The organism is Acinetobacter sp. YH01025, from assembly GCF_013420185.1.
Lineage (GTDB): Bacteria > Pseudomonadota > Gammaproteobacteria > Pseudomonadales > Moraxellaceae > Acinetobacter > Acinetobacter indicus.
On the sequence record NZ_VOYR01000008.1, the window covers coordinates 53,281 to 79,230 of the forward strand.

Here is a 25,950-nt window from a genome sequence, read left to right on the forward strand (position 1 = left end):
TGCTGCAATGCTGTGTCATTGTAAACATCAGCGGGCAGTGTTTAGGTAAGAAAGAACAGGGAAATGAGTCTGATACATTCGAAAGGGAAGATGAAAAAGAAAACCCACCAAGCGGTGGGTTCTCATGTGTTTAGTTTCAGTCTAAAAACTTAAGATGCTTTAAACGACTCTTTAAAATCGGTTCCAGATGGCGCCTGATACACCTGTAAACCAAACTCCGGAATAATTGCCAGTAAATGATCCATAATATCTGACTGGATATTTTCATACTCTTTCCAGACCGTGGTATTGGTAAAAGCATAAATCTCCAGTGGTAAGCCTTCGCTGGTCGGTTGTAGCTGACGTACCATCAGGGACTGGTTTTTGCTAATGCCCGGATGCTGCTGAAGATAAAACTCAACATAGGCACGGAATGTCCCCAGATTGGTCAGACGACGATGATTGTACTGAGCATGGTTGTTTAGCTGCTGGTTAAACTTCTCCAGTTCTTCCGCTTTGGTATTTAAATACTGATCCAGCAAAATAAACTCTTTCAGCTTGGCCTGTTCCTCAGCGCTCATGAAATGCACGCTGCTCTGATCAATATGAATCGAACGTTTAATCCGGCGTGCACCAGCTTCCTGCATACCGCGCCAGTTTTTAAAGGTGTCAGTAATTAATTTGTTGGTCGGAATGGTGGTAATGGTCTTGTCAAAGTTCTGTACTGTGACGGTATGTAATGACATATCAATGACATCACCATCGGCATTTAAAGATGGCATTTCAATCCAGTCTCCTAAACGCACCATGTCATAAGAGGCAATCTGTACCGAAGCCACCAGCGATAAAATCGTATTCTGGAACACCAGCATCAGCACCGCAGCCATGGCACCAAAACCGGCCAGCAAGGTGAATACATCTTTTTTCAGGAAAGTGCCCAGAATCATCAGACCGCAGACAATAAAGATAATCAGCTTGACCAGCTGCAAATAGCCCTTGATTGGTTTATTGCGTGACTTGGGATTGCGCTGGTAAATCAGGTTAAAGATATTCAGCAATTCGCCAATGGCCAGGGCAATGGTCAGGAAGATAAAGGCCTGCGCACCCATCTGTACAAAGGTGATGGCTTTATCAGACAAATGTGGAACGGTGGTAATCCCGTTCATGATTACAATCGCCGGTACAATATTGGCAATACGGCGGATGACGCTGTGTTCGGCAATAATTTCGTTGTGGGCAAAAGGAAGTTTGGAAATAAGCTTGCGAATGCCACGTACCACCACCTGCTTGGCAATAAAATTGGCAATAATTGCCAATAAAATCACAATACTGAGAGATGATAGCATTTCTAGCCATGGGTATTGATCTATCCAGTCTTGCAGATTCTGGATGACGTCAAACTGTTCCAAGTGATCCTCGCTTAATTCATTTTAAAAATGTGATAGAGTTTAAAGGTTTATGTTTAAATTTATAACCTCTAATAAAATTTTTATACATATCCTGTGCATCTGCTTACGTTCAATCGGGTCTGAATCACATGAAACAGCCTATAAAAAAACCGGCCCAAGCCGGTTTTCTTTGTAGTGCTTACCACATCAGGTCATCTGGAATGACATAAGCAGCATACGGATCTTCTTCATCGGTGGTATCCGCGTTGCTTTGTGAATTATTCACCAGAATAAAGCCTTCCATTTTCTGGTTAATACGCTCTGCCAACGCTTTTGGCAAGAAGGCATAACCGTCATTTTCCTTGGCAATCACCAGACTTCCGGCCACCAGTGCATTATAAATCTGCTGGTTGATGTAGACTTTTTTAATGGTGCCATCAATAAACTGATACACGCTGTCGCCATCGGTGTCGCGGATTTTATGCTGGTTGATCATTTGCATGATGGCGGCTTTTAGCTCTTTTTCCTGCAAGGCGGCTTTTTTCTCTTGTTCCAGCGCCTGATCACGGGCCATTTTCTGCTGTTTGTCCTGCTCGATTTTGGCTTTGACTTCAGCATCTTTACTCACACCTGTGCGCTGCTCATGTACTGCCTGTTTAGACAGTTTTTTAGCCTTTTTATTATCGACTAACCCTGCTTTGAGTAACTGTGCCTGTAATGCATTTTTGACCATGAGAAAATGTCCGAACTATTTCTGAAAATGTCGATAACGAAAATAAATCACCCAGTACACCAGACTTAAGCTAAAGCTTAAAGCCACCGGCACCAGGAAAGAGTTTAATTGTAATAAAGGATAAACCGCTGTCGCAACCAGACCGCCAATAAAGAAGCCAATTAAAATCAGCAGGTGCAGAATCACCCGGCGTTTGCCAACATGCAGGCCACGCACGCGATAGCCCAAGGCCAGACCCAAATCGGTCAATACCCCGGATAAATGCGTGGTCCGGATGATGGTGCCTTTGTAATAGCTGATCATGGCATTTTGAACGCCCATGGCTACACAGGCCCAGAGCAGTGCATAACGCGGGAAATACGGCAGTAAAATCCAGCACAGCAGAATAAAAATAGCCACTAAACTCAGCGGCAGCCCATAACGGCGTCCAAGGAGAAAGTGGCTATTTCCCAAGATAAGTCCACTATAAAATGAACCAATCACATAACAGACAACGACCAGAAACAGATAAATTACCTGTGACCATTGCCAGTCCAAAAGTGCCATTGCCAGCATGCTGACATTACCGGTCATGTGGGAAACGGACTGGTGCAACACAGTCACCAGTCCTAGAACATTAATGATTCCTGCATTCACAGAAAGAAAAAATGCACCCAGCTGAACCCAGAGCGGTAATTTTTGAAATGGCATAATTCATTGATTAATCAACAGACGTAGTGCATATATTAACGCAAACTACGATCAACTGCGGCAGTAAATAATACATCGGTAGATGAGTTCAGTGCAGTTTCAGTTGAATCTTGCAACACGCTAATCACCATACCAATGGCCACCACTTGCATGGCGATGTCCGATGAAATTCCGAACAGGCCACATGCCACCGGAATCAGCAGCAATGAACCACCGGCCACACCTGATGAACCACAAGCCGAAACTGTTGCGACCACGGATAAAATCAGCATGGTGCTAAAGTCAACCTGAATGCCTAAAGTATTTACCGCCGCCAGTGACAGCACAGTAATGGTTACAGAAGCACCAGCCATGTTAATCGCAGCACCCAATGGAATGGCGACACTGGCAGTTGATTCCTGTACCCCTAAACGCTTGGCCAAATCCAGGTTTACCGGAATGTTAGCGGCAGAGCTGCGGGTAAAGAAGGCGGTAATACCACTTTCACGTAAACATTTGAATACCAGTGGATATGGATTTGAACGAGTGACAAAGCCCACCATCATCGGGTTAATCACCAGCGCCACAAAAATCATGGTGCCAATCAGCACAGTTAATAATTGCGCATAGCTAACCAGTGTACTCATACCCGATTCGGCAAAAGTCACCGCCACCAGACCGAAAATACCAAACGGCGCAAAGTTAATCACCAGACGGATTACTTTATTCACAGCATCTGCAGCATCGGTCAGGAAGGCTTTGGTATTGTCAGTTGCATGACGGAAGGCCACACCTAAAGCCACAGCCCAGGCCAGAATACCAATAAAGTTGGCTTCACTAATTGCTGTTACCGGGTTAGCCACAAAACTTAATAGCAGATTCTTTAAAATCTCAGCCAGACTGCCCGGTGGTTGCATGTCGGTATTGGCCGGAATATCCAGGAACAGCGTGCTTGGGAACAGGCTGCTGGCAATTACTGCGGCCAGGGCAGCCAGGAACATACCTGCGGCATACATCAGCATAATCGGGCGGATATGCGCACTATGGCCAACCTTGAAATTGGCAATAGAGGATAACACCAGGACAAACACCAGAATTGGTGCCACGGATTTAAGCGCTTTAATGAATAAATCGCCGAGCAGGCTTAAGTAGGGCGCAAATTGTGGAAAAGCCACCGCAACTATCACACCTAAAATGATAGCGATCAGAATTCGAGTGACTAAGCTCAAGCGCAGAAATGCTGAGAACATAGGAAGGCCTTGTCTGAATTACGGACAATATAGGGGAAAATTAGCGATGTATTTTATACCGAAAATTTAAATAGCTTACAAAAAAAATTCATATAAAAATCAAATGGCTGTTTTTAAATAGAATATTCGAAAAATTAAGCCATTCAAAAGTCATGATTTTTTCATATTTTTATGCTTATGCCTGCTTTTTAGGGCGAATAATTGCCTGAAAAGCAGACAGGATCGGCATTTTAGGTGATGTCCGGACTCAGCTCGCGAATGGCCTGATAATGGGTCAGGAAAATTTTACCGCTTAAATGATTCAGTAATTTAGAGCGTTGCAGTTTGTCCATGACCGGGCCTTTAACTTCGGAAAAATGCAGCTGGATATTCAGTTTTCTCAGTTCATTGTCCAGATCTTCCAGCATTTCCAGCGCACTTAAATCAATGGCACTAATACTGGAACCGTTGATTACCACATGCTCCAGTTCCGGTTTCTGGCTGACTGCATTAATCAGGAAACCTTTTAAGGTATTGGAGTTTAAAAAGGTCAGGTCTTCATCAATCCGGATCGACAGCACTTTGGCCGAGGTCATGACCTGATGACGCTGGATATTACGGAAATGCTGGGTGCCTTCGACCAGTCCAATTTCGGCAATATGCGGCCGGCTAATACGCCACAGCAGCAGAATAAAGGTTGAAACAATCCCGATAATCAGCCCGGTAGAAATATCAATAAATAACACGCCGAAGAAGGTAATCCACATCGCCAGACCATCAGCCTTGGAATAACGCCAAGTGTCGATAAACGGTTTTAGCTCGACCAGTTTCCAGATTGACACAATAATGGTTGCCGCCAGTACAGTCAGTGGCAGATCACGGAAAAAACCGGTGAAATACAGACTGACCAGCACAATAAACAAAGATGACAGCACGCCAGCCATAGAGGTTTTGGCGCCAGCATCGGCATTGACCACGGTACGTGATAGGCTGCCGGTCACCGGAAAGGCTGAACTGAGGCCGGCCCCAATATTGGCTGCACCCAAGGCAATGAGTTCCTGATTGCTATTCAGCTGGCTACGTTGCTGCAAGGCGGTGGCCTGGGCAATGGATAATGACTCCACAAAGCTGATCATGGCAATCATCGCGGCGCCGGGTAACAGTTGCAGTACCAGCTCCAGATTCCAGAACGGCATCGACAGCGCCGGGAAACCGGAAGGAATTTCACCGACAGTTTTAATGCCCACCTGTTGCAGATTGAAGAAATAGACCAGGGCAATGGAGACCACCACCAGCACCAGCGGTAAAGATTTAATAATAAATCCGCTGGCCCCGAGGCGCTGTTTGACTGCTTCCAGATTAAAAAACTTCGGCATGAAGACCAAAAACAGAATGGATGCGATACCAAAGATCAGGCTTTCCCAATGCATCAGGCCGATATATTCAAAGACACTCAGCACAAATTCTGGAATATTGTTGGCTTGTAACGGCACATTAAACAGAAACTTTAACTGGCCCAGTGCAATCAGCAGTGCCGAAGCAATAATAAAGCTTTTAATAACCGGATGGCTGATCAGCTGGATCAGGAAGCCAAAGCGCAGCATACCGAGCAATAGGGAAATGACCCCAACCATCAGCGCCAGCAGACAGGCGGCTTGAATATACACCGGAGAGCCGACTTCAAATAAGGGATTTAAAGTGGCAAAGGTCATCATGGAGATGATGGCCACCGGGCCAATCGAAAGCGTAGGACTGCTGCCGAAAAAGGCATAGATGATCATCGGCAGTACACTGGCATACAGTCCCATCACCGGTGGAAGACCAGCCAGCATGGCATAAGCCATACCTTGCGGCACCAGCATCGCAATGACAATTAGCGAGGCCAGCAGGTCAGATTTCAGGGTCACGGTATTATAATGTTTTAACCATTGCCAGGCGGGTAAACGATCGAGCAGGCGTGACTTAAAATCTGACATATAAAAATCTAAATCATAAATTTAGATATATTATGCATAAAAAATGCTAAGAAATCTGCCTATGCAAAATTTATTAAAGTGGGGTAGCCGGGCAATACAGTCGATAGAGCGTGCTGAGAACTTCAACCAGTTTCGGATCTTTAATGGTGTAATAAATCTGTTTACCGTCTCGGCGGGTGTTCACCACATCACTTTTACGCAACATCATCAGCTGTTGCGACAGGGTCGGCTGGCGAATTTGAGTAATTTCCTCAATTTGCGATACATTCAACTCTTGTTGGGAAAGATGGCAAAGAATCAATAGACGGTCGGTATTGGCAAGCGATTTTAAAATCGTTACAACAGTTTCAGCAGAATCACGCATTACGTCTATTTCAAGACCATCACTCATAGTTAATTTCTCTAAAACACGTTGCTGCTAGTATAGAGCGAGTCGGGGCAAAGCGCTGAATAAAAGCGCCAAAACCCCATTGTTTTTTGTGAATAAATATATCAAATTAACTGATAAGATCGTGTGATTAGTATCACAATAATATCTGAGAATCTGATACTTTATTTTTTACTATACTCTTTAAACTGTTTGATTTCTTTCTCAGAGAACAGCAGCTTATCTGCAATGTGCTGTTGCAGCTCAGGGGCATACCAGCCCAGATAATCTGATATTTCTGTATCAAATTGTGGTTTCAGTTGTAACTGCTGACCTTGCATCTCCAGCAGTCCAAGCTGTTGTAAACTGCCCATAAAGCTCTTTAACGTGGCACTGTCGAAGTAATAACCGCTGTTTAAATTGCCTGACTCTGCCAGCCGTTTAAATACGGTTTTGGCCATTTTTTCCAGCGCTTTTAAATCTAACTGATACGGCTCGGCATATTCCTGCAATAACTGGCTAATCAACACAAAGTTGTTCAGGCTGCTGCGTGCCAGCGTTGCCAGACTGTGCATTGGATGTGTTGCTTGGAGTTCAAGCAGCTGAATGTTCTCCGATACCTCAATCCAGCCCAGTTGCTGCATGCTGTCGAGAATACGGTCAATCTGTGCAGGAAGTTCTGTGGCCGACCATTTTAAAAACAGCTCCGATTTCAAGAATGGATATAAGCGGCTGACGTGCTGCTTAAGCTGCGCTGTGGTGATCGCCGGCATATCCTGCACGAGCAGGGCAATCAGTGCCGGTAAGCTTAAGCAGTGCAGAATATTATTGCTAAAGTAGCTGAGTAAAATACGCTGACTCTCGGCCACACGAATCCAGGTCTGGTTATCCTGCTGATAATGCTCGACCTGTTTCAGCTTCAGCGCATATTCAATAATTTCTGGTGCCGACAGCTGGGTGATAATCATCCGATCATCATAATGGGTGGCTTTAAGCAGCTCACGATACTGTTCAATTTGGCGCAGTAAATCATCCTGGCTTAAGGCATGTTGCGGTGCATTCAGCAAGATGGTGGAAATCAGCGAAATCGGGTTAATCACCACCGCTTTATTGATATTTTCCAGAATTTCCCGTGCTGCCTGATCAACCGTGTTGATGACTGGACGTGGCAATTCATCATGAATTGAAAGCTGGATCTGATCGGCCTGATTCTGTTGCAGAATATTGTCCAGAAACACCGGTTCGCCGAAGTTGACATAGACCTGGCCAAATACTTTTTCAATTTTCCGCGCCGAGTTCAAAATGCCCCATAACGATTCAGCTTCTTTGGGCTTGCCATTCAGCTCATTTAAATAAGAGGTACCTTCCATCAGCTTTTCATAGCCAAAATAGGTCGGAATAAAGGCAATCGGTTTGGTGGCACCGCGTAAATGGCTTTGCACCGTCATCGACAGCATGCCTTTTTTCGGTGGCAGCAATAAGCCGGTACGGGAACGGCCACCTTCAATAAAATATTCCAGCGGGGTATTGCGTGACAGCAGGCTGTGCAGATATTCCTTAAATACCGATGTATATAGTGCATTACCACTAAAGGTACGGCGAATAAAATAGGCACCGCCACCACGTAAAATTTGCCCAACCACCGGTAAATTCAGGTTAATGCCGGCAGCAATATGCGGCACCATCAGGCCACGGTTAAAAATCACATAGGACAGCAGCAGATAGTCAATATGACTGCGATGACACGGCGTATAGACAATTTCATAGTCTTTGGCCAGTTCACGCACGGTATCGAAATGATGCACTTCAATCCCGTCATAGAGCTGGGTCCAGAGTTTGGTCAGTGCCAGCTCGGCAAAGCGTAAAGTCGAATAGGAAAAGTCCGATACAATTTCGGTCAGATAGCTTTTGGCACGGTTTTCTGCCTCAAACATGCTGACTTTTTTATCAATGCTTTCTTTACGAATCGCCTGTTGCACCGCCTCGGTTTTCATTAGTTTATTGATCAGGTTGCGGCGGTCGGACAGGTCAGGGCCTAAAATGGCTTCTTTATATTGGTTAAAGTTCTGGTCCAGGGTTTGCACCACAAAATGCGCCGGAGAAAAGTTCGGGCGCTCGGTCTGCGCGGTTTCCAGCAAAGCTCTTAACGATACCGGCTTGTGAAATTCAATATAGTTTTCACGGCCATATAAGGAAATATTCAGGGTTTGTTTCAGCTTGTTCGGTTTGGCCCAGGCATCGGCAAACAGCGCTTTAAACCAGGAATCTTCATATTCCGGCGCACGACCCCAGAGCACAGTTACCGGTACTAGCTGCACATCCTGATCCGGATGCTGCTGCAAGGCCTCAATTAGACGAATCAGGCGGGCTGAATAATGATAGCTGTCATGCGGATGATCCTGCTCATTCAGTGCCAGCATCGAGTTATCTTCATTGTACTGGCCTAAAATCAGTGGTGAAAACACCGAAGGCAGGCCACGCGCTTGCGCTTCTTTATCAATCAGTACAGTATTACTTAAAGAGGCATCTTGCAGTACATAGCAGATACGGGTATGTAGCTGATTCTGCGCCAGATTCTGTTCCAGTTCGCTGGTGCTGCCCAGGACTTGCGGGGTCACAATCTTATCTAGAATTTTTTGCGTCAGGTTACGATAAAGTCGGCTGTAACTCTTGTTAGACATTGCATTCCCTAAATATTTTCATGGGCCGGATGGGCTGTTTTTACAGTAGAACCTGAGGCCGGTGGGCTGACACGGTCGTCAGTCAAGATCAAAATTGAACTAAGTTTACAGCGATTTATAGGCTGGACTGAATAGATTTCATGGGGTGATCACCTAATTTAACGAAAAACTGGCCGTATTTGTGTGAAACTTATTCAGTTTTTATTGTAACCAATCTTAGAGAAATCGAATTTTAAAATTTAAAGAAGCCTGTATGATAGAAGGTGAGGTAAATGAAAAAAGACTTAAGGAAAACATGATGACAACAGATACAGCTTTTACCGCCCCGGACAATTTGGGGATTGCGGTTTATGCCAACAATGCCGAAGCCATTGGCAATACGCCACTGGTGCGCATTAATCGTGTCATTGGCGGGGGAGCCAATGTATTTGCCAAAGTGGAAAGCCGTAATCCGGCATTTTCCGTCAAGTGCCGGATTGGTGCGGCAATGGTGGCCGATGCAGAACAGCGTGGCGCGCTTAAAGCTGGCATGCATATTGTTGAGCCAACCAGCGGCAACACCGGTATTGCGCTGGCTTTTGTAGCAGCAGCCAAAGGTTATCCGATTACTTTAACCATGCCGGCCAGCATGAGTATTGAACGCCGTAAAGTATTAAAAGCGCTGGGCGCCAATCTGGTATTGACCGAACCAGCCAAAGGCATGAAAGGCGCGATTGAAGAAGCCGAGCGTTTGGTGGCGGAGCAACCGGATGTCTATTTTATGCCGCAGCAGTTTGAAAACCCGGCCAACCCGGACATTCATGAAAAAACCACTGGGGTTGAAATCTGGCAGGCGACTGGCGGTCAGGTCGATATTCTGGTTGCCGGCGTGGGCACAGGCGGTACGCTTACCGGTATTTCGCGTTATTTCGAAAAAGTGCAGAACCAGCCGTTGTATTCGGTGGCGGTTGAGCCGGCAGAATCAGCCATTATTGGTCAGGCCAAACGTGGTGAAGCGATTAGCCCGGCACCACACAAAATTCAGGGTATTGGCGCCAACTTTATTCCTAAAAACCTCGATTTAGACCTGGTTGATGAAGTCATTGCCATTCCAAGCCAGGAAGCAATTGATTTTGCGCGTAAGACAGCAACGCAGGAAGGCATTCTGGTTGGAATTTCCAGTGGTGCCGCAATGGCGGCTGCGGCACAGCTGGCTGCACGTCCGGAAAATGCCGGTAAAAATATTGTGGTGATTTTGCCAGATGGTGGCGAGCGCTATTTATCTTCAGTGCTGTTTGAAGATATTTCTGCCGACTAAGTCTGTCGACTGCAAAAATAGCCATAAAAAAGCTCGCCATCGTTGCGGGCTTTTTTTATTCGGCGTGACCTGAGGGTAGCGGATAAATACAGCGTTGACTGACCGCAGCACTCTCCACCTCGGGCACATCCAGCGCATCCCATTTCAACATTTGCTCGGTAAGCCAGACAAAATCCTGCGCTTGCGGCTGGGCTGACGATTCATCCACCAAACTGCGAATAATATTCTGAATAAAATAATAGCGTTCGACATGGACCTGTGCGGAGCAAGGAAACTGGATGATGCCGGCCTCATTTAGCATTTGCCAGACTGCTTGTACATCTTCCAGCTGGTGCAATTCGGCTTGCGCGCGCTGAATGGCAGAGGTCATGGCATTTAAGGTATTCGGATGCTGGGCGGCCCATTCTGCGGTTACCGCCAGTACTTTATCGGCCACTTGCGGAATAACCTGCTGACCCGAGAGCAGGATTTTAGAATAGCCTTGTAATTCGGCCTGGGTATTCCAGGGTTCGCCGACGCAAAAGCCATCAATCTGCTGCTGGGAAATCGCTTCGACCATATATGGCGGTGGCAGCGTACTGAGCTGAATATTTTTCGCCAGGATCGGGTCGGCCAAGGCCAGCCATTCTCTTAAACAGTAATGATGAATCGAGGTGTGAAACACATGCGCCAGTTGTATCGGGCGTTGCTGATGGGCATTTATCAGTTTTGTGGCGATGTGTGCGGCATCATCTTCCGACTGGATGCCCAGTTCAAAACACAGCGATTGACTCAGGCTGATGTAAGCCTGATTGGTACTTAGCACCAGCGGCGTTTGCAGCGGAATCCCCAGTTGGTCGGTGCCGAGCGCCGCCGCCGGTAACATGGCCGACAGGCAATGCGCGGCATCCATAAAACCAAAGGCCAGCCGGTCTCTTAAACTGGCCCAGGACGGTTCTTTTAGCAGTTCGACATTGAGGCCGGCATCGGCAAAAAAGCCACGCTGTTTGGCCCATAAAATGGCGACGCAGTCGAGCAAAGGAATATAGCCAATCTGAAGTTCGGTTTTTTCTAAGTTATGCATGGCTAATCCTTAAATTGGTTTTGCAGGAGTTGCTGGGCATCGAGCAGGCGCCGTGCCATTTCACCAATGGTCATCCGGTGGCTCATGGCATTTTTGCGTAGCAGGCCAAAGGCATCTTCTTCGCTTAAGGCATGCATCTGCATCAGCAAGACCTTGGCTTTTTCGATATCTTTACGGTCAGCCAGTTTGCCTTTGGTTTCTTCCAGATCGTGCAGCAGCTTTTTGTGTTTTTTAAACTGCTCGATAGAAATTTCCAGAATGCTGTCCAGTTTGGCCGGATCAATCCCATCGACAATATAAGCCGTAACACCGGCATCAATGGCATTTTTGATGGTGTCTTTGTGGCTGTTTTTGGTGAACAGCACGGTTGGTAAATCAAACTGGCTGACGCAGCTTTCAATAATGTCCCGATGTGGATGGTCCATATCCAGCAGAATCACATCGGCATGCAGTTGCTGTAAATGGAACATATTGGAATGATTGATAATTAAACAGGCAACCACCTCAAATTCATGCTGAATCAAGGAGGTTTTGATGAACTCTGTGCGCTCGAGATCATCATCAATTAACGCGATTTTCAGTTTTGGCATGCAACTCTCAATAGAGTCTGTACAACGAGTACTTTTAATAATGCAAAGATGGTGCCAAACCCGAATTTATTAAAATAAAACCTTTAAAATCAAAAATTAAATCTGAGCTTGACGGGAAGATGCACTTGCATGAAACAAAACGCACCAAGATAAGGCAGGGGACTTCAAAAAATAAAACAGGAGGCTGCCAGAACCGTGAAATCGGGAGGTAGACAGCATCTGAATACATTCACCCAGAATAAATAACTTTCAAAACCCAATAAAAAACAGCAAGCTACTGAGTTTTTCTAAAAAGTTGGCACGCTATCTGCATTATTCCAGCTGAGTCAAAGAAGACTCCCAAAATTTGAAAGACGGCCAACGACGTCCGCTCTGTTCGAATCTGTTATACAGCTATCCGTATAGCAGGTTAACCCACACGTTCAGTTCAGGTGGGAGATGGTCATGTCTTCAAATTTGCAAGCGAATAAAGCGACAAAAATAAGTCTATTTAACTTTAAAACTTCAGCGATGAGAGCCTTCCATATGAGTTGGCTCGCATTTTTTGTCTGTTTCTTTGCCTGGTTTGCCTGCGCACCGTTAATGCCAGTCATTGCCGGCGAGTTCAACCTAACCAAAGATCAGATCGCCAATATCAATATTGCCGCGGTGGCCATCACCATTCTGGTCCGCTTAATTGTCGGGCCGCTGTGTGATAAATACGGCCCGCGCAAAACCTATACCGCCTTGTTAATTATCGGCAGTATTCCGGTGTTTGGGGTGGCGGCTTCCAACAGTTATGAATCTTTCCTGTTTTTCCGTTTGCTGATTGGCGCCATTGGTGCCAGCTTCGTGATTACCCAATATCACACCAGCATCATGTTTGCACCGAATGTGGTGGGAACCGCCAATGCCACTACGGCAGGCTGGGGCAATGCCGGCGGTGGTGCGACCCAGGCACTGATGCCTTTGCTGTTATCTGCCTTGGTGATGTTTGGGGTCGAGCAGGCCATGGGTTGGCGTATTGCTTTGCTGGTACCGGGCATCATGATGATTATTGTCGGCATCCTGTACTGGAAACTGACTCAGGACTGTACCCAAGGCAACTTTAAAGAATTACGCGAACAGGGCATTCAGGTCGGCAGCGACAAAAAAGGCGGTATGGCGATTCTGCTGCATGCTGCACGTAACTACCGCGTCTGGATTTTATTTGGTGCCTATGCTGCCTGTTTCGGGATTGAAATCTTTATTCACAACATTGTGGTGATGTATTACGTCGAACACTTCAGCTTTGGCCTGAAAGAAGCCGGCATGGCAGCGGGCATCTTCGGTTTGCTGGCCCTGTTTGCCCGTGCATTGGGCGGCATTGTCTCTGACAAGGTAGCACTAAAAAGCGGTCTGGATGGGCGTACCAAAGTGCTGTTTGCCATGATTTTAATGGAAGGCTTGTTCCTGATTCTGTTCTCGCAAATGAACAGCGCCATGCTGGCCATTTTAGTCATGACCATTTTTGCCCTGTTTACCCATATGGCCTGCGGCGCGACCTATGCACTGGTGCCATTTATTGACCGCGACGCACTGGGCGGCGTGGCCGGCATTATTGGGGCAGGTGGGAACGTCGGCGCAGTCGCCGCAGGCTTCCTGTTAAAAGGCGTACTGGATATTCAGACCTGCCTGATGGTTCTGGGCGGACTGGTGGTAATTGCCGCAAGTTTTGTCCTGATGATTCGCTTCTCGGTGGAGCATAAAGAAAAAGAACAACGCCTATTCGAACAGGCCATTGTTGAACGCAATAACGCAGCCTAAGCCAACACAGAATATTATTGAGGAGAACTGTATGAAACTTGTCATGATTGGCCACGGTATGGTCGGCCACAAATTTATCGAATCGGTTTTGGAAACTGCGGGCGATGAAGTTGAAATCACCATTTTGGCAGAAGAACCGCGTTTAGCTTATGATCGCGTACATTTAACTGAATACTTCACCGGCAAGTCTGCCAAAGACCTAAGTCTATGCCGCAGTGACTTCGCCGATGCCTATGGCATTGATCTGCGCCTCAATACCAAAGCCACGGCTATTGACCCGGTACATAAACTGGTCACCACCAATCAGGGTGATGTGATTGCCTATGACAAACTGGTACTGGCGACGGGCTCTTATGCCTTTGTGCCACCTATTCCGGGCAATGACCGTGAAAACTGCTTTGTTTACCGCACTATTGAAGATCTGGATGCAATTAAAGCCGCTAGTCTGAATGCCAAATCTGGTGTCGTGATTGGTGGCGGTTTACTTGGTCTGGAAGCAGCCAAAGCCTTAAAAGACCTAAATCTGGAAACCCATGTAGTCGAGTTTGCGCCGCGTCTGATGGCGGTGCAGGTTGATGACCTGGGCGGTAAGGTGCTGCGCAGCAAAATTGAAGATCTGGGCGTGAAAGTCCATACCCAGAAAGCCACCTCCTCAATTGAAGATGGCGCGTCGGCCAAGCATGTGATGAAGTTTGGTGATGGCGCTGAACTGGAAACCGATATCATCCTGTTTTCTGCCGGGATTCGTCCACGTGATGAACTGGCGCGCCAAAGCGGACTCAGCATTGGCGAGCGCGGCGGGATTGTGATTAATGATTACTGTCAGACTTCCAATCTGGATATTTATGCGATTGGGGAATGTGCGCTGTGGCAAAACAAGATTTACGGTCTGGTCGCACCGGGCTATGACATGGCTCGAATTGCCGCCAAGCATGTGATGCAGCAAAACCCGAACTGCTTTGCTGGCGCCGACATGAGCACTAAATTAAAGCTGATGGGTGTGGATGTGGCATCTATTGGTGATGCACATGCCATGACTCCAAATTCACTCAGCTATTTTTATGCCGATGAAGATGCGCTGATCTACAAGAAAATTGTGGTTAATGCGGAAAAAAACCGATTGCTGGGTGCGGTGCTGGTTGGCTGTGCCAAAGAATATAACGATCTACTGCAAATGATGCTGAATGGTCTGGCAGTTCCAGAACAGCCAGAAAGCCTGATCATGCCGGGCTTTGCCGAGTCAGGTGCCAAAGCCGGTGGCAGCGGTGTCGATTTGCTGCCAGACAGCGCCACCATCTGTTCCTGTAATAACGTGTCTAAAGCCGATATCTGCCAGGCGATTGAAGCCGGTTCAACTTCACTTGGGGCACTGAAGAAATGTACCCAGGCCGCAACTGCTTGTGGGGGCTGTGCACCTTTAGTGACTCAGGTATTAAAAGCCGAATTGCAGCGTCAAGGGGTGACGGTCAATAACCATCTTTGTGAACACTTTGCCTATTCGCGTCAGGAACTGTATCACCTGGTGCGTGTGAACGAGATCAAGACTTTTGAAGATTTAATCCAGCAACATGGTCACGGTCTGGGCTGTGATATCTGTAAACCAACTGTGGCCAATATTCTGGCCTCCTGCTGGAATGACTTTGTGCTAAAACCAAGTCATGCCGGCCTGCAAGATAGCAATGACTACTATCTGGGCAATATCCAGAAAGATGGTTCTTATTCGGTGGTCCCACGAATGGCCGGTGGTGAAGTGACTCCAGATGGCCTGATTGCCATTGGCCAGATTGCCAAGGAATACGGCCTGTACACCAAACTGACCGGTGGTCAGCGCGTGGATATGTTTGGGGCGCAGGTACATCAGTTACCGGAAATCTGGCAAAAACTGATTGATGCCGGTTTTGAATCGGGTCATGCCTACGGCAAGTCACTGCGTACCGTGAAATCTTGCGTGGGTAGCACCTGGTGCCGTTATGGCGTGGATGATTCAGTTGGTTTGGCGATTTTCCTGGAAAACCGTTACAAAGGCCTGCGCTCTCCACACAAACTGAAAATGGCCGTATCGGGCTGTACCCGTGAATGTGCCGAAGCACAAAGTAAAGATGTGGGCGTGATTGCCACTGAAAAAGGCTGGAACCTGTATGTTTGCGGTAACGGTGGCATGAAACCGCGTCATGCCGAGCTGCTGGCTTCCGATCTGGATACCAGCACCTTAATCAAATACATCGACCGCTTCTTTATGTTCTACATTCAAACCGCAGACCGTTTACAACGTACTTCGGTTTGGCGCGACAACCTGGAGGGCGGGCTGGATTATCTGAAAGACGTGATTGTGCACGATTCCTTAGGTCTGGCCGCAGAACTGGAACGTCGCATGCAGCATGTGGTGGGTACTTATCAGGATGAATGGCGTACTGCGATTGAAGATCCGGAAGTACGCAAACGCTTTAAAACCTTTATCAATGCCAAAGCCGAGCAGCAGCACGATCCGCACATCCAGTTTGCCACCGAGCGTGGGCAGATTCGCCCGAAAACGGCAGCCGAGCGTGATGAAAGCCGGATTCCGGTGATGCGGGCATAACCTTCAAGATCAAGATGCATCTTCTAAAGCAAATCCGCCAGAAAAACCAAATGGGATATGCAGCAGAAGATGCCAAAGCACAGGATAACGATGATGACAATTTTAAAAGATATGAATGAATTGGATTGGGTAGAGGTCTGTCATCTGGAGGAGATTACACCACATACCGGCGTGGCAGCCTTGGTGGAAGGCCAGCAGATTGCAATTTTCCGTGTGGGGCAGGAACAGCGTGTTTATGCCCTGAGTAATCAGGACCCGTTTAGCGGCGCCAATGTGATGTCGCGCGGCATTCTTGGCGATTTGCAAGGTGAGCGTGTGGTGGCATCACCAATCTATAAACAGCATTTCAGTCTGGCCACCGGCCGCTGTCTGGAAGATAAAGACCAGAAATTACTGGTGTTTCCAAGCAAAATTGAACAGGGCCGGGTTTTTGTCAGTCCGACCGCACAAAAAACCTATATCACCAATAATGGCGTGCAACAGGAAAAAATGAAGCTGGTGCTGGTGGGTAATGGTCTGGCGGGCATGCGCTGTCTGGAAGATTTGCTGGATATGGCACCTGATCGTTACGAGATTACCGTGATTGGCGAAGAACCGTGGGGCAACTACAACCGGATTATGCTGTCCCCGGTCTTGGCCGGTGATAAAACGGTGGACGATATCATGCTGCATCCGCATGCCTGGTATGCCGAAAAAGGTATTCAGCTGATTGCCGGTGATGCTGCGGTGAAAATTGATCGTCCACGCAAGCAAGTCTTCACCCAGTCGGGGCAGGTGGTGAATTATGACCGGCTGATTTTAGCCACTGGCTCGCAGCCCTTTATTCCACCAATTCCGGGCACAGAGCTGGACGGTGTGCTCAGCTTCCGCGATATCTATGATGTGAACAGGATGCTGCAATATTGCGAACAGAAACGAAATGCTGTGGTTATTGGTGGTGGTTTACTTGGACTTGAAGCGGCCTATGGTTTGAAACAGCGTGGCATGAACGTTACCGTGCTGCATCTGATGGACCGTATTATGGATCGTCAGCTGGATAGCAAAGCCAGCCTGATGCTGAAAAACAGTATTGAAGAAAAAGGTATTCATGTACTGACCGAAGCCAATACCGGAATGCTGCTTGGTGAAAATGGCCATGTCACACAAGTCCGGCTAAAAGATGGCACGCTGCTCGATGCCGATCTGGTGGTGTTTGCGGTAGGAATCCGTCCGAATATTGCACTGGCGCAAAGTGCCGGCCTGCGCTGTCAGCGTGGGGTGCTGGTCAATGACACCATGCAAAGTTATGACCCGAGTATTTATGCAGTCGGTGAGTGTATCGAACATCGTGGTCAAACTTTTGGTCTGGTAGAGCCGCTGTGGGGACAGGCCTTCATTTGCGCCTCGCATCTGGCAGAACACGGCAGCTTGACCTTTAAGGCACCTACTGTTCCGACCCAGCTCAAAGTCAGTGGTTGTGATGTGTTCTCGGCCGGTAATTTTGAACCGGAAGATGATTTTGAAGACATTGTCCTGAAGGATGAAAAACGTCAGATTTATAAACGCATCATCATCCAGAAAGACAAAGTCATTGGTGCAGTACTGTTTGGCGATACCGAAGATGGCGCCTGGTATGCCGAGCTGATTGCAGATCAGACCCCGATTCATCAAATCCGCAACAAACTGCTGTTTGGTAAAGATTTTGCATTAAAGAAAGCGGGTTAAGAACAAACTATTCTGTCCTGTACTTAAGCGGATACACGGAAACGTCATCCGCAACTGTTTGAGCCAGGACAAAATATGAAAATGAATGTTTCTGCAACCTTTTTGATAAATGCCCGATGAAGGCGAGTTTTGCGGTTCTTACGCCACAGTGTGGCTCAGGTTTTGCCTACTTTTCCCGAAAGAAAAGTAGGTCGAACCGAAGCTTAATCCAGATAAATGAGTTGCATTGAAAAGACAGCGTTGGAATGAATCTTTTTGAAAAGAATTAAATTGTGTTTCAGCATCTAAGGAGCATCCATGAACAGCATTCCCGTTGTGGAACTTGAAAGCTCCACAGAATTAAAAACGATGACTACGCAAACCACCTGTCCTTATTGTGGGGTTGGTTGTGGGGTGAGGGCTCATGTCAGCCATTCACCACAAGGCGTGCAGGTGAAAGTCGAAGGCGATGTGCAGCATCCAGCCAACTTTGGCAAGCTGTGTATTAAAGGTAGCAATCTGGCCGATACCTTGGGGCTAGAGACACGGGTATTAACCCCAATGCTGGGCCGTAAGGACAACCGTCAGCCAACAGACTGGCAGACTGCCACCACCGAAATTGCGCAAAAATTCCAGCATTGTATCGAGCAGTATGGTCCGGAAAGTATTGCTTTTTATGTTTCTGGGCAATTGCTGACCGAAGACTATTATGTGGTCAATAAATTCGTCAAAGGTTATTTGGGCACGGCCAATATTGATACCAACTCGCGGCTGTGTATGTCCTCTGCGGTGGCGGCGCATAAACGGGCCTTTGGTGAAGATCTGGTGCCTGCTAGCTATGCAGATTTTGAACAGACCGAGATGGTGGTGCTGGTCGGTTCCAATACTGCCTGGTGCCATCCGGTTCTGTATCAGCGTATGATGCAGGCCAAAGAACAGTGCAATCTGTTTGTGGTGGTGGTCGCCCCACGCTTTACCGCGACCTGTGAAGCGGCCGATTTACATTTGCCGATTATGCTCGGGCAAGATGTGGCGCTGTTTAACGGCTTGCTGCAGTACTTACAGCAAAACGGTCATCAGGACCACAATTTTACCGCTGCCTATACCGAAGGCTTGCAGCAGGCGTTAGAAGCCAGCGCCGCGGAGCAGCAGCTGGAAAATGTGGCAGCGCGTACCGGGATTTCTGCCGAGAAATTACAGCTGTTTTTTGAAAAGTTTGCCCAGACTGACAAAGTCATGACCCTGTTTTCGATGGGGGTGAACCAGTCTTCACAAGGGGTGAATAAAGCCAACAGTATTATCAATTGCCATCTGTTAACAGGCAAAATTGGCAAGCCGGGCGCAGCACCGTTTTCCATGACCGGACAACCGAATGCCATGGGTGGCCGTGAAGTGGGGGGACTGGCCAATATGCTGGCGGCACATCTGGATCTGGATCAGCCGGCCCATCAGCAGCTGGTACAGCAGTTCTGGGACAGCCCCAAAATTGCCTCTCAAGCCGGGTTAAAAGCGGTCGATCTGTTTGAAGCGGTAGAAGCCGGGAAAATCAAGGCACTGTGGATTATGGCCACCAATCCGGTGGTGAGTTTACCCAATGCCGATCAGGTCAAACGCGCCTTGGCGCAATGTGATTTTGTGGTGGTGTCGGATATCTGTCAGGATACCGATAGCACTGCCTATGCCGATGTTTTATTACCAGCTTTGGGCTGGGGCGAAAAAGAAGGCAGTGTTACCAATTCCGAACGGCGCATTTCCAGACAGCGTGCCTTTTTGCCCGTACCGGGTCAGGCCAAGGCCGACTGGTGGGCGATCAGTCAGGTGGCCAAGGCCATGGGCTTTCGAGGTTTCGATTATCAGCATGTGCATGAGATTTTTCTGGAACATGCGGCTTTATCGGCCTGTGAAAATGGTCCGGTGACACAGCGTCAGGACTATCCGCTATTTCGCTACTTTAATTTAAGCGGTCTGAGCCAGCTAAGCCTGCAACAGTATGAACAGCTGCAGCCGTTGCAATGGCCAGTATTAACGCCTCAGCAGAATCCACCGGTGGAACAGCTGTTTACCCAGGGGCAGTTTAGCTTTCCGAATGGCAAAGCCCGTTTTATTGCCACTCAGGCCATCGACCCGGTACATGGCGCTTGTGAAGATTATTCTCTCATTCTGAATACTGGCCGGATTCGTGACCAGTGGCACACCATGAGCCGTACCGGTTTATCGGCCAATTTAAGCACTCACAAAGCCGAGCCCTATTGTGAAATTCACCCCAATGATGCACTGAAATATGGCCTGAAAGATGGGGAACTGGTGGAGCTGAAATCCCGCTGGGGCAGTTGTGTACTGCGGGTTGAAGTTTCGACTGGTATTCGCCGTGGTCAGCTGTTTGCGCCCATTCACTGGAATGATCAGGTCGCTTCCGATGCGCGAATTGGAAAAGTGGTCAATCCGGTGGTGGATGCCATTTCCGGCGAACCCGAATTTAAACATACCCCGGCTAGCATCCAGCCATTTTATACCGACTGGCAGGGCGTGCTGTATATTCGCCACGGTCATGAAGCGGCAGTTCAGGCCACTTTGGCGCAGGTAGCGTGGTGGAGCAAGATTCAGACCGCCAAAGCGGTGCGTTATGAACTGGCCGACCGGAAAAAATTTAAACATACCGCCGCACAGATTAAACAGCTGCTGCAGCTGGAAGATAGCCGCTTTGAATGGCTGCAGCTGGAAGATCCATCGGCATTCATCAGCCATAGTGTGGTGTTACAGGACGGGATTTTAATTGCCAGCCTGTATATTGCGCCCAACGCTTTATTGCCCGATCGGGACTGGGTTGCCAGCCTGTTTAAACGTGAGCGTTTAAGTGCCACGCATCGCAAAGCCTTGCTGGCCGGACAGGCCATGTCGGTACAGAACAATGAAGGACCGCTGGTATGTAGCTGCTTTAAAGTCGGCAAAAACCGCATCATCCAGACCATTCGGGAGCAGCAGTTAAGCCATGAAAAACAGGTCACGGCCTGTTTAAAAGCTGGCGGCAATTGCGGTTCATGTTTACCGGAAATTCGTGGCCTGATTAAAGCCTGTCAGATGGAGGAAATGCCATGAATCGCAACTATGCCACCATTCAGATGGATTATCCTGCCACGGATCTGGTCATTCTGGCGGGCGGACAAGCCCGCCGCATGAATGGCATGAACAAGCTGCTACAAAAGTTTGATGATGATATCCAGCTGCTCAAAATCCAGCGGCGCTTTAAAACGGAAATTCAGCAATTGTGGATCAATAGCCATCGTGATCGTTCCATTTATGCCAGATTGCTGCCGCATCTGCATTGTTATCATGATGATGAAGGCGGTTTTCTAGGCCCGTTGATGGGCATGAAAAGCGCCTGGGGCCATGTACAGGCCGACTATGTGCTGTTTATTCCCTGTGATGTGACCTATATTCCGCCCGATGTGCTGCCACGGTTGCATCAGCGTCTGGCCAGACAGCCGCAGGCCGACGTGGCCTATGTGATGATGAACGGGCAGGCGCTGTATCCATTTTGTCTGATGAAACGCAGCAGTTTGCCCACACTTCGCGCGCATCTTGCACAACATCAGCGCAGTTTAAAGCACTGTTTCGCAGAAATGCATGCTCAGGTGGCAAAATTTAAAAATCGTGCGCTATTTTTTCACAGTATTAACTCGCTGGATGAACTGCAACAGTATCGTCAGCTGAAATTTCTTTAAAAATCATCTCATTTCTTCGCTTCTAGCATGTGCTGGGCAGAATTTAAACACTCTCTTTATTAAAAGCCCAAAGTTGGAACATTAATTGCAAATTCAAGCCTAAAGCGCGGCATGTGATCCGTGCAAACCTATTGCCTATTGCACAGCCATGAAGCAATTGCCCAGAGGATAACAGGCGTGATCAATCCCCAGATTCCCGTGAGACCCGCATATTTTCAGGATCAGTTTGGCCGGAGCAAACGCAAACTGCGGATTTCTGTGACCGATCGCTGCAATTTTAAATGCGTCTACTGTATGCCTGAACATCCTGAATGGATGAAGAAACATCAGTTGCTGAGTTTTGAAGCCTTGCTGCAGTTTTGCCAGTTGATGGTTGAGCAGGGGATTCAGCATATCCGCATTACCGGCGGCGAACCGTTGATGCGTCAGGGGGTGGTGCATTTTATCCGGGATTTACAGCCGCTACGCCAATTGGGGCTGGCGAGAATTTCCATGACCACAAATGGCCATTATTTAAGCCACTATGCGCAGGAATTAAAACAGGCCGGTCTGGATGATTTAAATATCAGCCTCGACAGTTTAGATCCGCAGCAGTTTTTTACGCTAACCCAAAAACAGTTAAAGCCGGTACTTGACGGGATTCAGGCCGCCCAGCAGGCGCATTTGCCTGTCAAACTAAATAGCGTGCTCATTAAAGGCATTAATGACGACCAGATGGTGCCACTTTTGCAGTGGAGCAAAGCCCGGCAGATTGCGCTACGTTTTATTGAATTTATGCCGCTGGATGGTGATGGTCGCTGGAGCGCCGCGCATGTAGTGACGGAACAGGAGATTTTGCAACGCCTAAGCCTGCATTTTCCGGTCGAAGCCATCCACAGCCAAGGCGCGAATCCGGCACGGGAATATCGGGTCGATGGCCACCCGGTAGGGATTATTTCCACCATCAGTCATGCCTTTTGTGGCCAGTGTGACCGGTTGCGTTTAAGTGCCCAGGGTGAACTGTATAACTGCCTGTTTGCCGAACAGCCTGTGCCCTTAAAAGTATTGATTGAACAGCTACAGACTCACACGGCGCCCGTGGCACGTGAGCAGTTACTGCAGCAATTACAAAGCTATATCTGGCAGAAAAAAGCCGGCTTTCATGCCATTCATTCTCAAGCCACAACCACTGCCGGGAGCACCCGGAAAATCAGCATGTATATGATTGGAGGTTAAGTATGCACGATATCCTGATTCAGATTGAAGCCTTTGGCGCTGTAAAACAGGCGCTGCCAGAAACTATTCAGATGCAGTGCCTGCCCGGTACGGCCATTGCGGACTTGTTGCTGCAGTTAAACCACAGTTATCCAGCGGCAGCGTCTCTGGTCGAACGTTGTGCCTGCGCGATTGGTGAAGATATTGTGCCACGCCAGCAGACTTTGCAGCACAGTACCACGCTGGTGTTGCTGTCACCGGTGGCAGGAGGTTAAACGATGCAACATCTAAAACAGTTTGCCCGGATTCAGGATATGCCACTCAGCCAGTCCAGCTTCGATGAGATTCAGCACTTTCCCGAATGTGGTGGCATTGGCATTTTTGTGGGCACAGTTCGCAACCATCATGAAGGTAAAGCGGTGCAGTCGCTGAAATATACCGCCTATGCACCGGTGGCAGAAAAAATGATCCGGCAGATTGAGCAGGAAATTCAGCAGCAATATGGCGTGTCGTATGTGCGGGTCATCCACCGGATTGGGGATTTAGCCATTGGTGAAACCGCAATTATTGCCATGGCGTATGCACCGCATCGCCGTGAAGCCTTTCAGGCCTGTGAGGTGGCGGTGGAGCGGGTCAAACATGAAGTCCCGGTTTGGAAAGAAGAATTTTATTGCGATGGCAGCAGCCAGTATGTCGAAGGCTGTTGTATTCGTAAAGATCATCCGCCAGTGGAAGCGAATACGCAAACCGATTGCTGCAATCACTCCCATGCAGGCGAAAACGCCTATCAATGGCCGCTTTAAATCCGATGTTAAGCCTAATTTTTTAAATCAATAATTCCGGAATAAAGTCATGAAAAATGTAGGCATGAAAGCCGAAACCTATCGTACTGCGGTGGCCAGTGCCATTTTATATGCGCCGCCGCACTGTATCGAGCTGCTGCGTCAGGGCAATACCGAAAAAGGCGATGCGCTGAAAACTGCGCGTATTGCCGGTATTCTGGCAGCCAAACGTACCGATGAGCTGATTCCGCTGTGCCATCCTTTACCCATTTACCGGGCTGATGTGGATTATGAACTGCATGAACAGCATGTCGAGATTATTGCCACGGTAGAAACTATTGGTCCGACCGGTGTCGAGATGGAAGCCTTAACCGCAGCCAGTCTGGCCGGACTGACCTTATACGACATGCTGAAACCGCATTGTGAACCGGAAGATTTGTGTCTGGATCAATGCAAATTACAGCAGAAAAAAGGCGGTAAATCCCATTTTAGCCGGGTCTTGGCGCAGCCGATGCCAGCCTCGGTGATTGTGCTGTCCGATACCGTCGCCGCGGGTAAAAAACCGGATACCGCCGGCCAGAAGATTCTGGAAATATTGGCAGAGGCCAATTTCCAGCAGGTTCAGTATCAGGTGATTCCGGATAGCCCGGAACAGCTGCTGGCTTTAATTGAACAGCAGAAAAATCAGTATCCGCTGATTTTAACCGTCGGCGGCACCGGTCTTGGCCCGAAAGATTTAACCGTAGAAACCCTGGCTCCGCTATTAGAACGGGAAATTCCGGGGCTAATGGAAGCCTCGCGCAGTTTTGGCCAGAAACGCACGCCGTATGCGGCTTTAAGCCGTGGAGTGGCTGGCTATATTGAAAATAGTCTGGTGATGACTTTACCGGGCAGCCGTCAAGGCGCGAAGGAATCCTTGCTGGCGGTATTACCGGCCTTGGTGCATGTCTTTGATGTGCAGAAAAATATTCCACATGCAGGAGGCTATCAATAATGTCAGGCTGTGGTGCAGAAAGCGGGCTGATCAGTCTGGATCAGGCGTTGGACAAGATAATTGCGGCAACGCCCTGTCTGGAGGTGGAAACCCTGCAGCTACAACAGGGCTTGCATCGCTATTTAGCTGAAGATATTTATGCGGGGATTGATCTGCCTTTATTTTCCCAAAGTGCAGTCGATGGTTATGCCCTGTGTAGCGATGGAGAGATAGCGCCAGGCGCGCAGTTCCAGCTGGTCGGTGAAATCCGGGCAGGTCAATCAGCCGATGTGACGCTGCAGCGTGGACAGGCGATGCGTATTTTTACCGGCGCGCCCATTCCTGCCGGCACCACCACGGTGGCACGTCAGGAAATTGTACAGCGGATGTCTAGTCATCTGATTCAGCTGGAGGCTGCGCTCAAACTGCATGCCGATATCCGGGATGTGGGCGAAGAAATTAGCCAAGGTAAGTTACTGGCGTCAGCCGGACAATATTTAAATATCGGCGCAATTGCCGCCTTAAGCATGGCCGGTATTGATCAGGTACAGGTCTATCAGCAGCCTAAAGTTGCCGTGCTGATTACCGGCGATGAAGTCGCGCAGTCGGCTGCAGATCTGCAAGCAGGAAAAATTTTTGATGCCAATGCGCCTTTAATTGCATCCTGGTGTCAGGCACGGCATCAACCTGTGCATATTGTGCATGTGGAAGATAATGAAATTGCCTTAATCCGATACTTTCAGCAACTTCAGGAGGAGTATGATGTCATCATCAGCACTGGCGGAATTTCGGTTGGTGATTATGATTTTATCCGTCCGGTGGCTTTAAATGTAGGCTTTGAGCAGGTGTTCTGGAAAGTGAAACAGAAGCCGGGGAAACCGGTTTTTTTCGCCAGATACCGAAAATCGGCTAACAAATTTTGTCACTTATTGGCATTGCCGGGCAATCCTGCGGCGGTATATGTTGGAATCTCGATCTATACACAAACTTTATTAGAAGTATTACAAGGGCAAAGTCAGCCGCCCGCGTGGTGGACAGGGCAAATACAACATGACTTAAAGCCCGATGCGAGAGAAAGGATTTTAAGAATGGCCGCCTGTTTTGAAGATGGGGTGTTGAAACTGCACAGTTTAGCCAAGCAGCAGTCGCATATGCTCAGTAATCTGATGTATGCCAACTGTCTGGTGCGTGTGCCTGCCCATCAGCCGATTCAAAAAGGCCAATGCTTAAAGGGAATATTCATACAGCATTGAGGGAGTGC

At 48.2% G+C, this 25,950-nt stretch carries 20 protein-coding genes; 11 read left to right on the forward strand and 9 right to left on the reverse strand.

Annotated features, from left to right (window positions below; genetic code table 11):
• Nucleotides 1-149: 149 nt before the first annotated feature.
• From FTT89_RS09600 to plsB, 7 genes are all read right to left on the reverse strand, one after another.
• On the reverse strand, nucleotides 150-1,388 hold the full coding sequence (locus FTT89_RS09600) for a mechanosensitive ion channel family protein (protein ID WP_016658089.1): 1,239 nt from the start codon (nucleotides 1,386-1,388) through the stop codon (nucleotides 150-152).
• A 178-nt stretch (nucleotides 1,389-1,566) separates the two neighbouring features.
• Nucleotides 1,567-2,100 carry a DUF2058 domain-containing protein gene (locus FTT89_RS09605; protein WP_005178168.1) on the reverse strand — a complete coding sequence of 178 codons (534 nt, stop codon included), beginning with the start codon at nucleotides 2,098-2,100 and terminating at the stop codon, nucleotides 1,567-1,569.
• A 15-nt stretch (nucleotides 2,101-2,115) separates the two neighbouring features.
• Nucleotides 2,116-2,790, reverse strand: coding sequence for a YoaK family protein (locus FTT89_RS09610; RefSeq protein WP_005178167.1), 675 nt, complete (start codon nucleotides 2,788-2,790; stop codon nucleotides 2,116-2,118).
• A 35-nt stretch (nucleotides 2,791-2,825) separates the two neighbouring features.
• Nucleotides 2,826-4,019 (reverse strand): serine/threonine transporter SstT, encoded by a 1,194-nt coding sequence (gene sstT, locus FTT89_RS09615; protein ID WP_104470169.1) that lies wholly within the window; start codon nucleotides 4,017-4,019, stop codon nucleotides 2,826-2,828.
• Between the two features lie 230 nt (nucleotides 4,020-4,249).
• Nucleotides 4,250-5,974 (reverse strand): SulP family inorganic anion transporter, encoded by a 1,725-nt coding sequence (locus FTT89_RS09620; RefSeq protein ID WP_104484117.1) that lies wholly within the window; start codon nucleotides 5,972-5,974, stop codon nucleotides 4,250-4,252.
• Nucleotides 5,975-6,047: 73 nt separating this feature from the next.
• Nucleotides 6,048-6,365 (reverse strand): helix-turn-helix transcriptional regulator, encoded by a 318-nt coding sequence (locus tag FTT89_RS09625; protein ID WP_005178157.1) that lies wholly within the window; start codon nucleotides 6,363-6,365, stop codon nucleotides 6,048-6,050.
• Nucleotides 6,366-6,526: 161 nt separating this feature from the next.
• Nucleotides 6,527-9,022 carry a glycerol-3-phosphate 1-O-acyltransferase PlsB gene (plsB, locus tag FTT89_RS09630; protein ID WP_180108545.1) on the reverse strand — a complete coding sequence of 832 codons (2,496 nt, stop codon included), beginning with the start codon at nucleotides 9,020-9,022 and terminating at the stop codon, nucleotides 6,527-6,529.
• A gap of 298 nt (nucleotides 9,023-9,320) precedes the next feature.
• On the opposite strand from plsB, the gene cysK reads away from it, so the two are divergent.
• Nucleotides 9,321-10,319 (forward strand): cysteine synthase A, encoded by a 999-nt coding sequence (cysK, locus tag FTT89_RS09635; RefSeq protein WP_016658093.1) that lies wholly within the window; start codon nucleotides 9,321-9,323, stop codon nucleotides 10,317-10,319.
• Nucleotides 10,320-10,374: 55 nt separating this feature from the next.
• Here cysK and FTT89_RS09640 read toward each other — a convergent pair whose 3' ends face one another.
• Both FTT89_RS09640 and FTT89_RS09645 read right to left on the reverse strand, forming a co-directional pair.
• Nucleotides 10,375-11,382 (reverse strand): ABC transporter substrate-binding protein, encoded by a 1,008-nt coding sequence (locus tag FTT89_RS09640; protein WP_180108546.1) that lies wholly within the window; start codon nucleotides 11,380-11,382, stop codon nucleotides 10,375-10,377.
• Nucleotides 11,383-11,384: 2 nt separating this feature from the next.
• Complete coding sequence (locus FTT89_RS09645) at nucleotides 11,385-11,972, reverse strand: ANTAR domain-containing response regulator (protein ID WP_180108547.1); 588 nt, start codon at nucleotides 11,970-11,972, stop codon at nucleotides 11,385-11,387.
• A 444-nt stretch (nucleotides 11,973-12,416) separates the two neighbouring features.
• Here FTT89_RS09645 and FTT89_RS09650 point away from each other — a divergent pair, with 444 nt between their 5' ends.
• The 10 genes from FTT89_RS09650 to FTT89_RS09695 all read left to right on the forward strand — a co-directional run bounded on the left by FTT89_RS09650 (nucleotide 12,417) and on the right by FTT89_RS09695 (nucleotide 25,942).
• On the forward strand, nucleotides 12,417-13,757 hold the full coding sequence (locus FTT89_RS09650; RefSeq protein WP_373684850.1) for an MFS transporter: 1,341 nt from the start codon (nucleotides 12,417-12,419) through the stop codon (nucleotides 13,755-13,757).
• 31 nt (nucleotides 13,758-13,788) lie between these two features.
• Nucleotides 13,789-16,335 carry a nitrite reductase large subunit NirB gene (gene nirB, locus FTT89_RS09655; protein WP_218954829.1) on the forward strand — a complete coding sequence of 849 codons (2,547 nt, stop codon included), beginning with the start codon at nucleotides 13,789-13,791 and terminating at the stop codon, nucleotides 16,333-16,335.
• Nucleotides 16,336-16,428: 93 nt separating this feature from the next.
• Entirely contained in the window at nucleotides 16,429-18,039 is a 1,611-nt protein-coding gene (gene nirD, locus FTT89_RS09660; RefSeq protein ID WP_180134138.1) for a nitrite reductase small subunit NirD, read from the forward strand.
• 297 nt (nucleotides 18,040-18,336) lie between these two features.
• A complete protein-coding gene (locus FTT89_RS09665) occupies nucleotides 18,337-21,114 on the forward strand; it encodes a nitrate reductase (protein WP_180134137.1) in 2,778 nt (925 codons plus the stop codon).
• Nucleotides 21,111-21,740: a molybdenum cofactor guanylyltransferase gene (locus FTT89_RS09670; protein ID WP_127799927.1), complete on the forward strand. Its 630-nt coding sequence runs from the start codon at nucleotides 21,111-21,113 to the stop codon at nucleotides 21,738-21,740. Before FTT89_RS09665 ends, FTT89_RS09670 begins: the two co-directional genes overlap by 4 nt.
• 177 nt (nucleotides 21,741-21,917) lie before the next feature.
• Entirely contained in the window at nucleotides 21,918-22,955 is a 1,038-nt protein-coding gene (gene moaA / locus FTT89_RS09675; protein WP_168398182.1) for a GTP 3',8-cyclase MoaA, read from the forward strand.
• 2 nt (nucleotides 22,956-22,957) lie between these two features.
• Nucleotides 22,958-23,209, forward strand: a complete 252-nt coding sequence (locus FTT89_RS09680; protein ID WP_016658102.1) for a MoaD/ThiS family protein — start codon at nucleotides 22,958-22,960, stop codon at nucleotides 23,207-23,209.
• Nucleotides 23,210-23,212: 3 nt separating this feature from the next.
• A complete protein-coding gene (locus FTT89_RS09685) occupies nucleotides 23,213-23,737 on the forward strand; it encodes a molybdenum cofactor biosynthesis protein MoaE (protein WP_160241290.1) in 525 nt (174 codons plus the stop codon).
• 49 nt (nucleotides 23,738-23,786) lie between these two features.
• A complete protein-coding gene (moaCB, locus tag FTT89_RS09690) occupies nucleotides 23,787-24,710 on the forward strand; it encodes a bifunctional molybdenum cofactor biosynthesis protein MoaC/MoaB (RefSeq protein ID WP_180006482.1) in 924 nt (307 codons plus the stop codon).
• Nucleotides 24,710-25,942 carry a molybdopterin molybdotransferase MoeA gene (locus FTT89_RS09695; RefSeq protein WP_180006483.1) on the forward strand — a complete coding sequence of 411 codons (1,233 nt, stop codon included), beginning with the start codon at nucleotides 24,710-24,712 and terminating at the stop codon, nucleotides 25,940-25,942. The genes moaCB and FTT89_RS09695 overlap by 1 nt, the downstream gene beginning before the upstream one ends.
• The last annotated feature ends 8 nt before the right edge of the window (nucleotides 25,943-25,950 follow it).

Bases quoted from the DNA above. Each gene is read 5' to 3' on its own strand.
- cysK (WP_016658093.1), top strand. From the start codon at position 9,321: ATGACAACAGATACAGCTTTTACCGCCCCGGACAATTTGGGGATTGCG.
- nirD (WP_180134138.1), top strand. From the start codon at position 16,429: ATGACAATTTTAAAAGATATGAATGAATTGGATTGGGTAGAGGTCTGT.
- moaCB (WP_180006482.1), top strand. From the start codon at position 23,787: ATGAAAAATGTAGGCATGAAAGCCGAAACCTATCGTACTGCGGTGGCC.
- FTT89_RS09645 (WP_180108547.1), bottom strand. From the start codon at position 11,972: ATGCCAAAACTGAAAATCGCGTTAATTGATGATGATCTCGAGCGCACA.
- FTT89_RS09605 (WP_005178168.1), bottom strand. From the start codon at position 2,100: ATGGTCAAAAATGCATTACAGGCACAGTTACTCAAAGCAGGGTTAGTC.
- sstT (WP_104470169.1), bottom strand. From the start codon at position 4,019: ATGTTCTCAGCATTTCTGCGCTTGAGCTTAGTCACTCGAATTCTGATC.
- FTT89_RS09620 (WP_104484117.1), bottom strand. From the start codon at position 5,974: ATGTCAGATTTTAAGTCACGCCTGCTCGATCGTTTACCCGCCTGGCAA.
- FTT89_RS09695 (WP_180006483.1), top strand. From the start codon at position 24,710: ATGTCAGGCTGTGGTGCAGAAAGCGGGCTGATCAGTCTGGATCAGGCG.
- FTT89_RS09625 (WP_005178157.1), bottom strand. From the start codon at position 6,365: ATGAGTGATGGTCTTGAAATAGACGTAATGCGTGATTCTGCTGAAACT.
- FTT89_RS09680 (WP_016658102.1), top strand. From the start codon at position 22,958: ATGCACGATATCCTGATTCAGATTGAAGCCTTTGGCGCTGTAAAACAG.
- FTT89_RS09640 (WP_180108546.1), bottom strand. From the start codon at position 11,382: ATGCATAACTTAGAAAAAACCGAACTTCAGATTGGCTATATTCCTTTG.
- FTT89_RS09650 (WP_373684850.1), top strand. From the start codon at position 12,417: ATGTCTTCAAATTTGCAAGCGAATAAAGCGACAAAAATAAGTCTATTT.
- FTT89_RS09685 (WP_160241290.1), top strand. From the start codon at position 23,213: ATGCAACATCTAAAACAGTTTGCCCGGATTCAGGATATGCCACTCAGC.
- FTT89_RS09670 (WP_127799927.1), top strand. From the start codon at position 21,111: ATGAATCGCAACTATGCCACCATTCAGATGGATTATCCTGCCACGGAT.
- plsB (WP_180108545.1), bottom strand. From the start codon at position 9,022: ATGTCTAACAAGAGTTACAGCCGACTTTATCGTAACCTGACGCAAAAA.
- FTT89_RS09665 (WP_180134137.1), top strand. From the start codon at position 18,337: ATGAACAGCATTCCCGTTGTGGAACTTGAAAGCTCCACAGAATTAAAA.
- nirB (WP_218954829.1), top strand. From the start codon at position 13,789: ATGAAACTTGTCATGATTGGCCACGGTATGGTCGGCCACAAATTTATC.
- FTT89_RS09610 (WP_005178167.1), bottom strand. From the start codon at position 2,790: ATGCCATTTCAAAAATTACCGCTCTGGGTTCAGCTGGGTGCATTTTTT.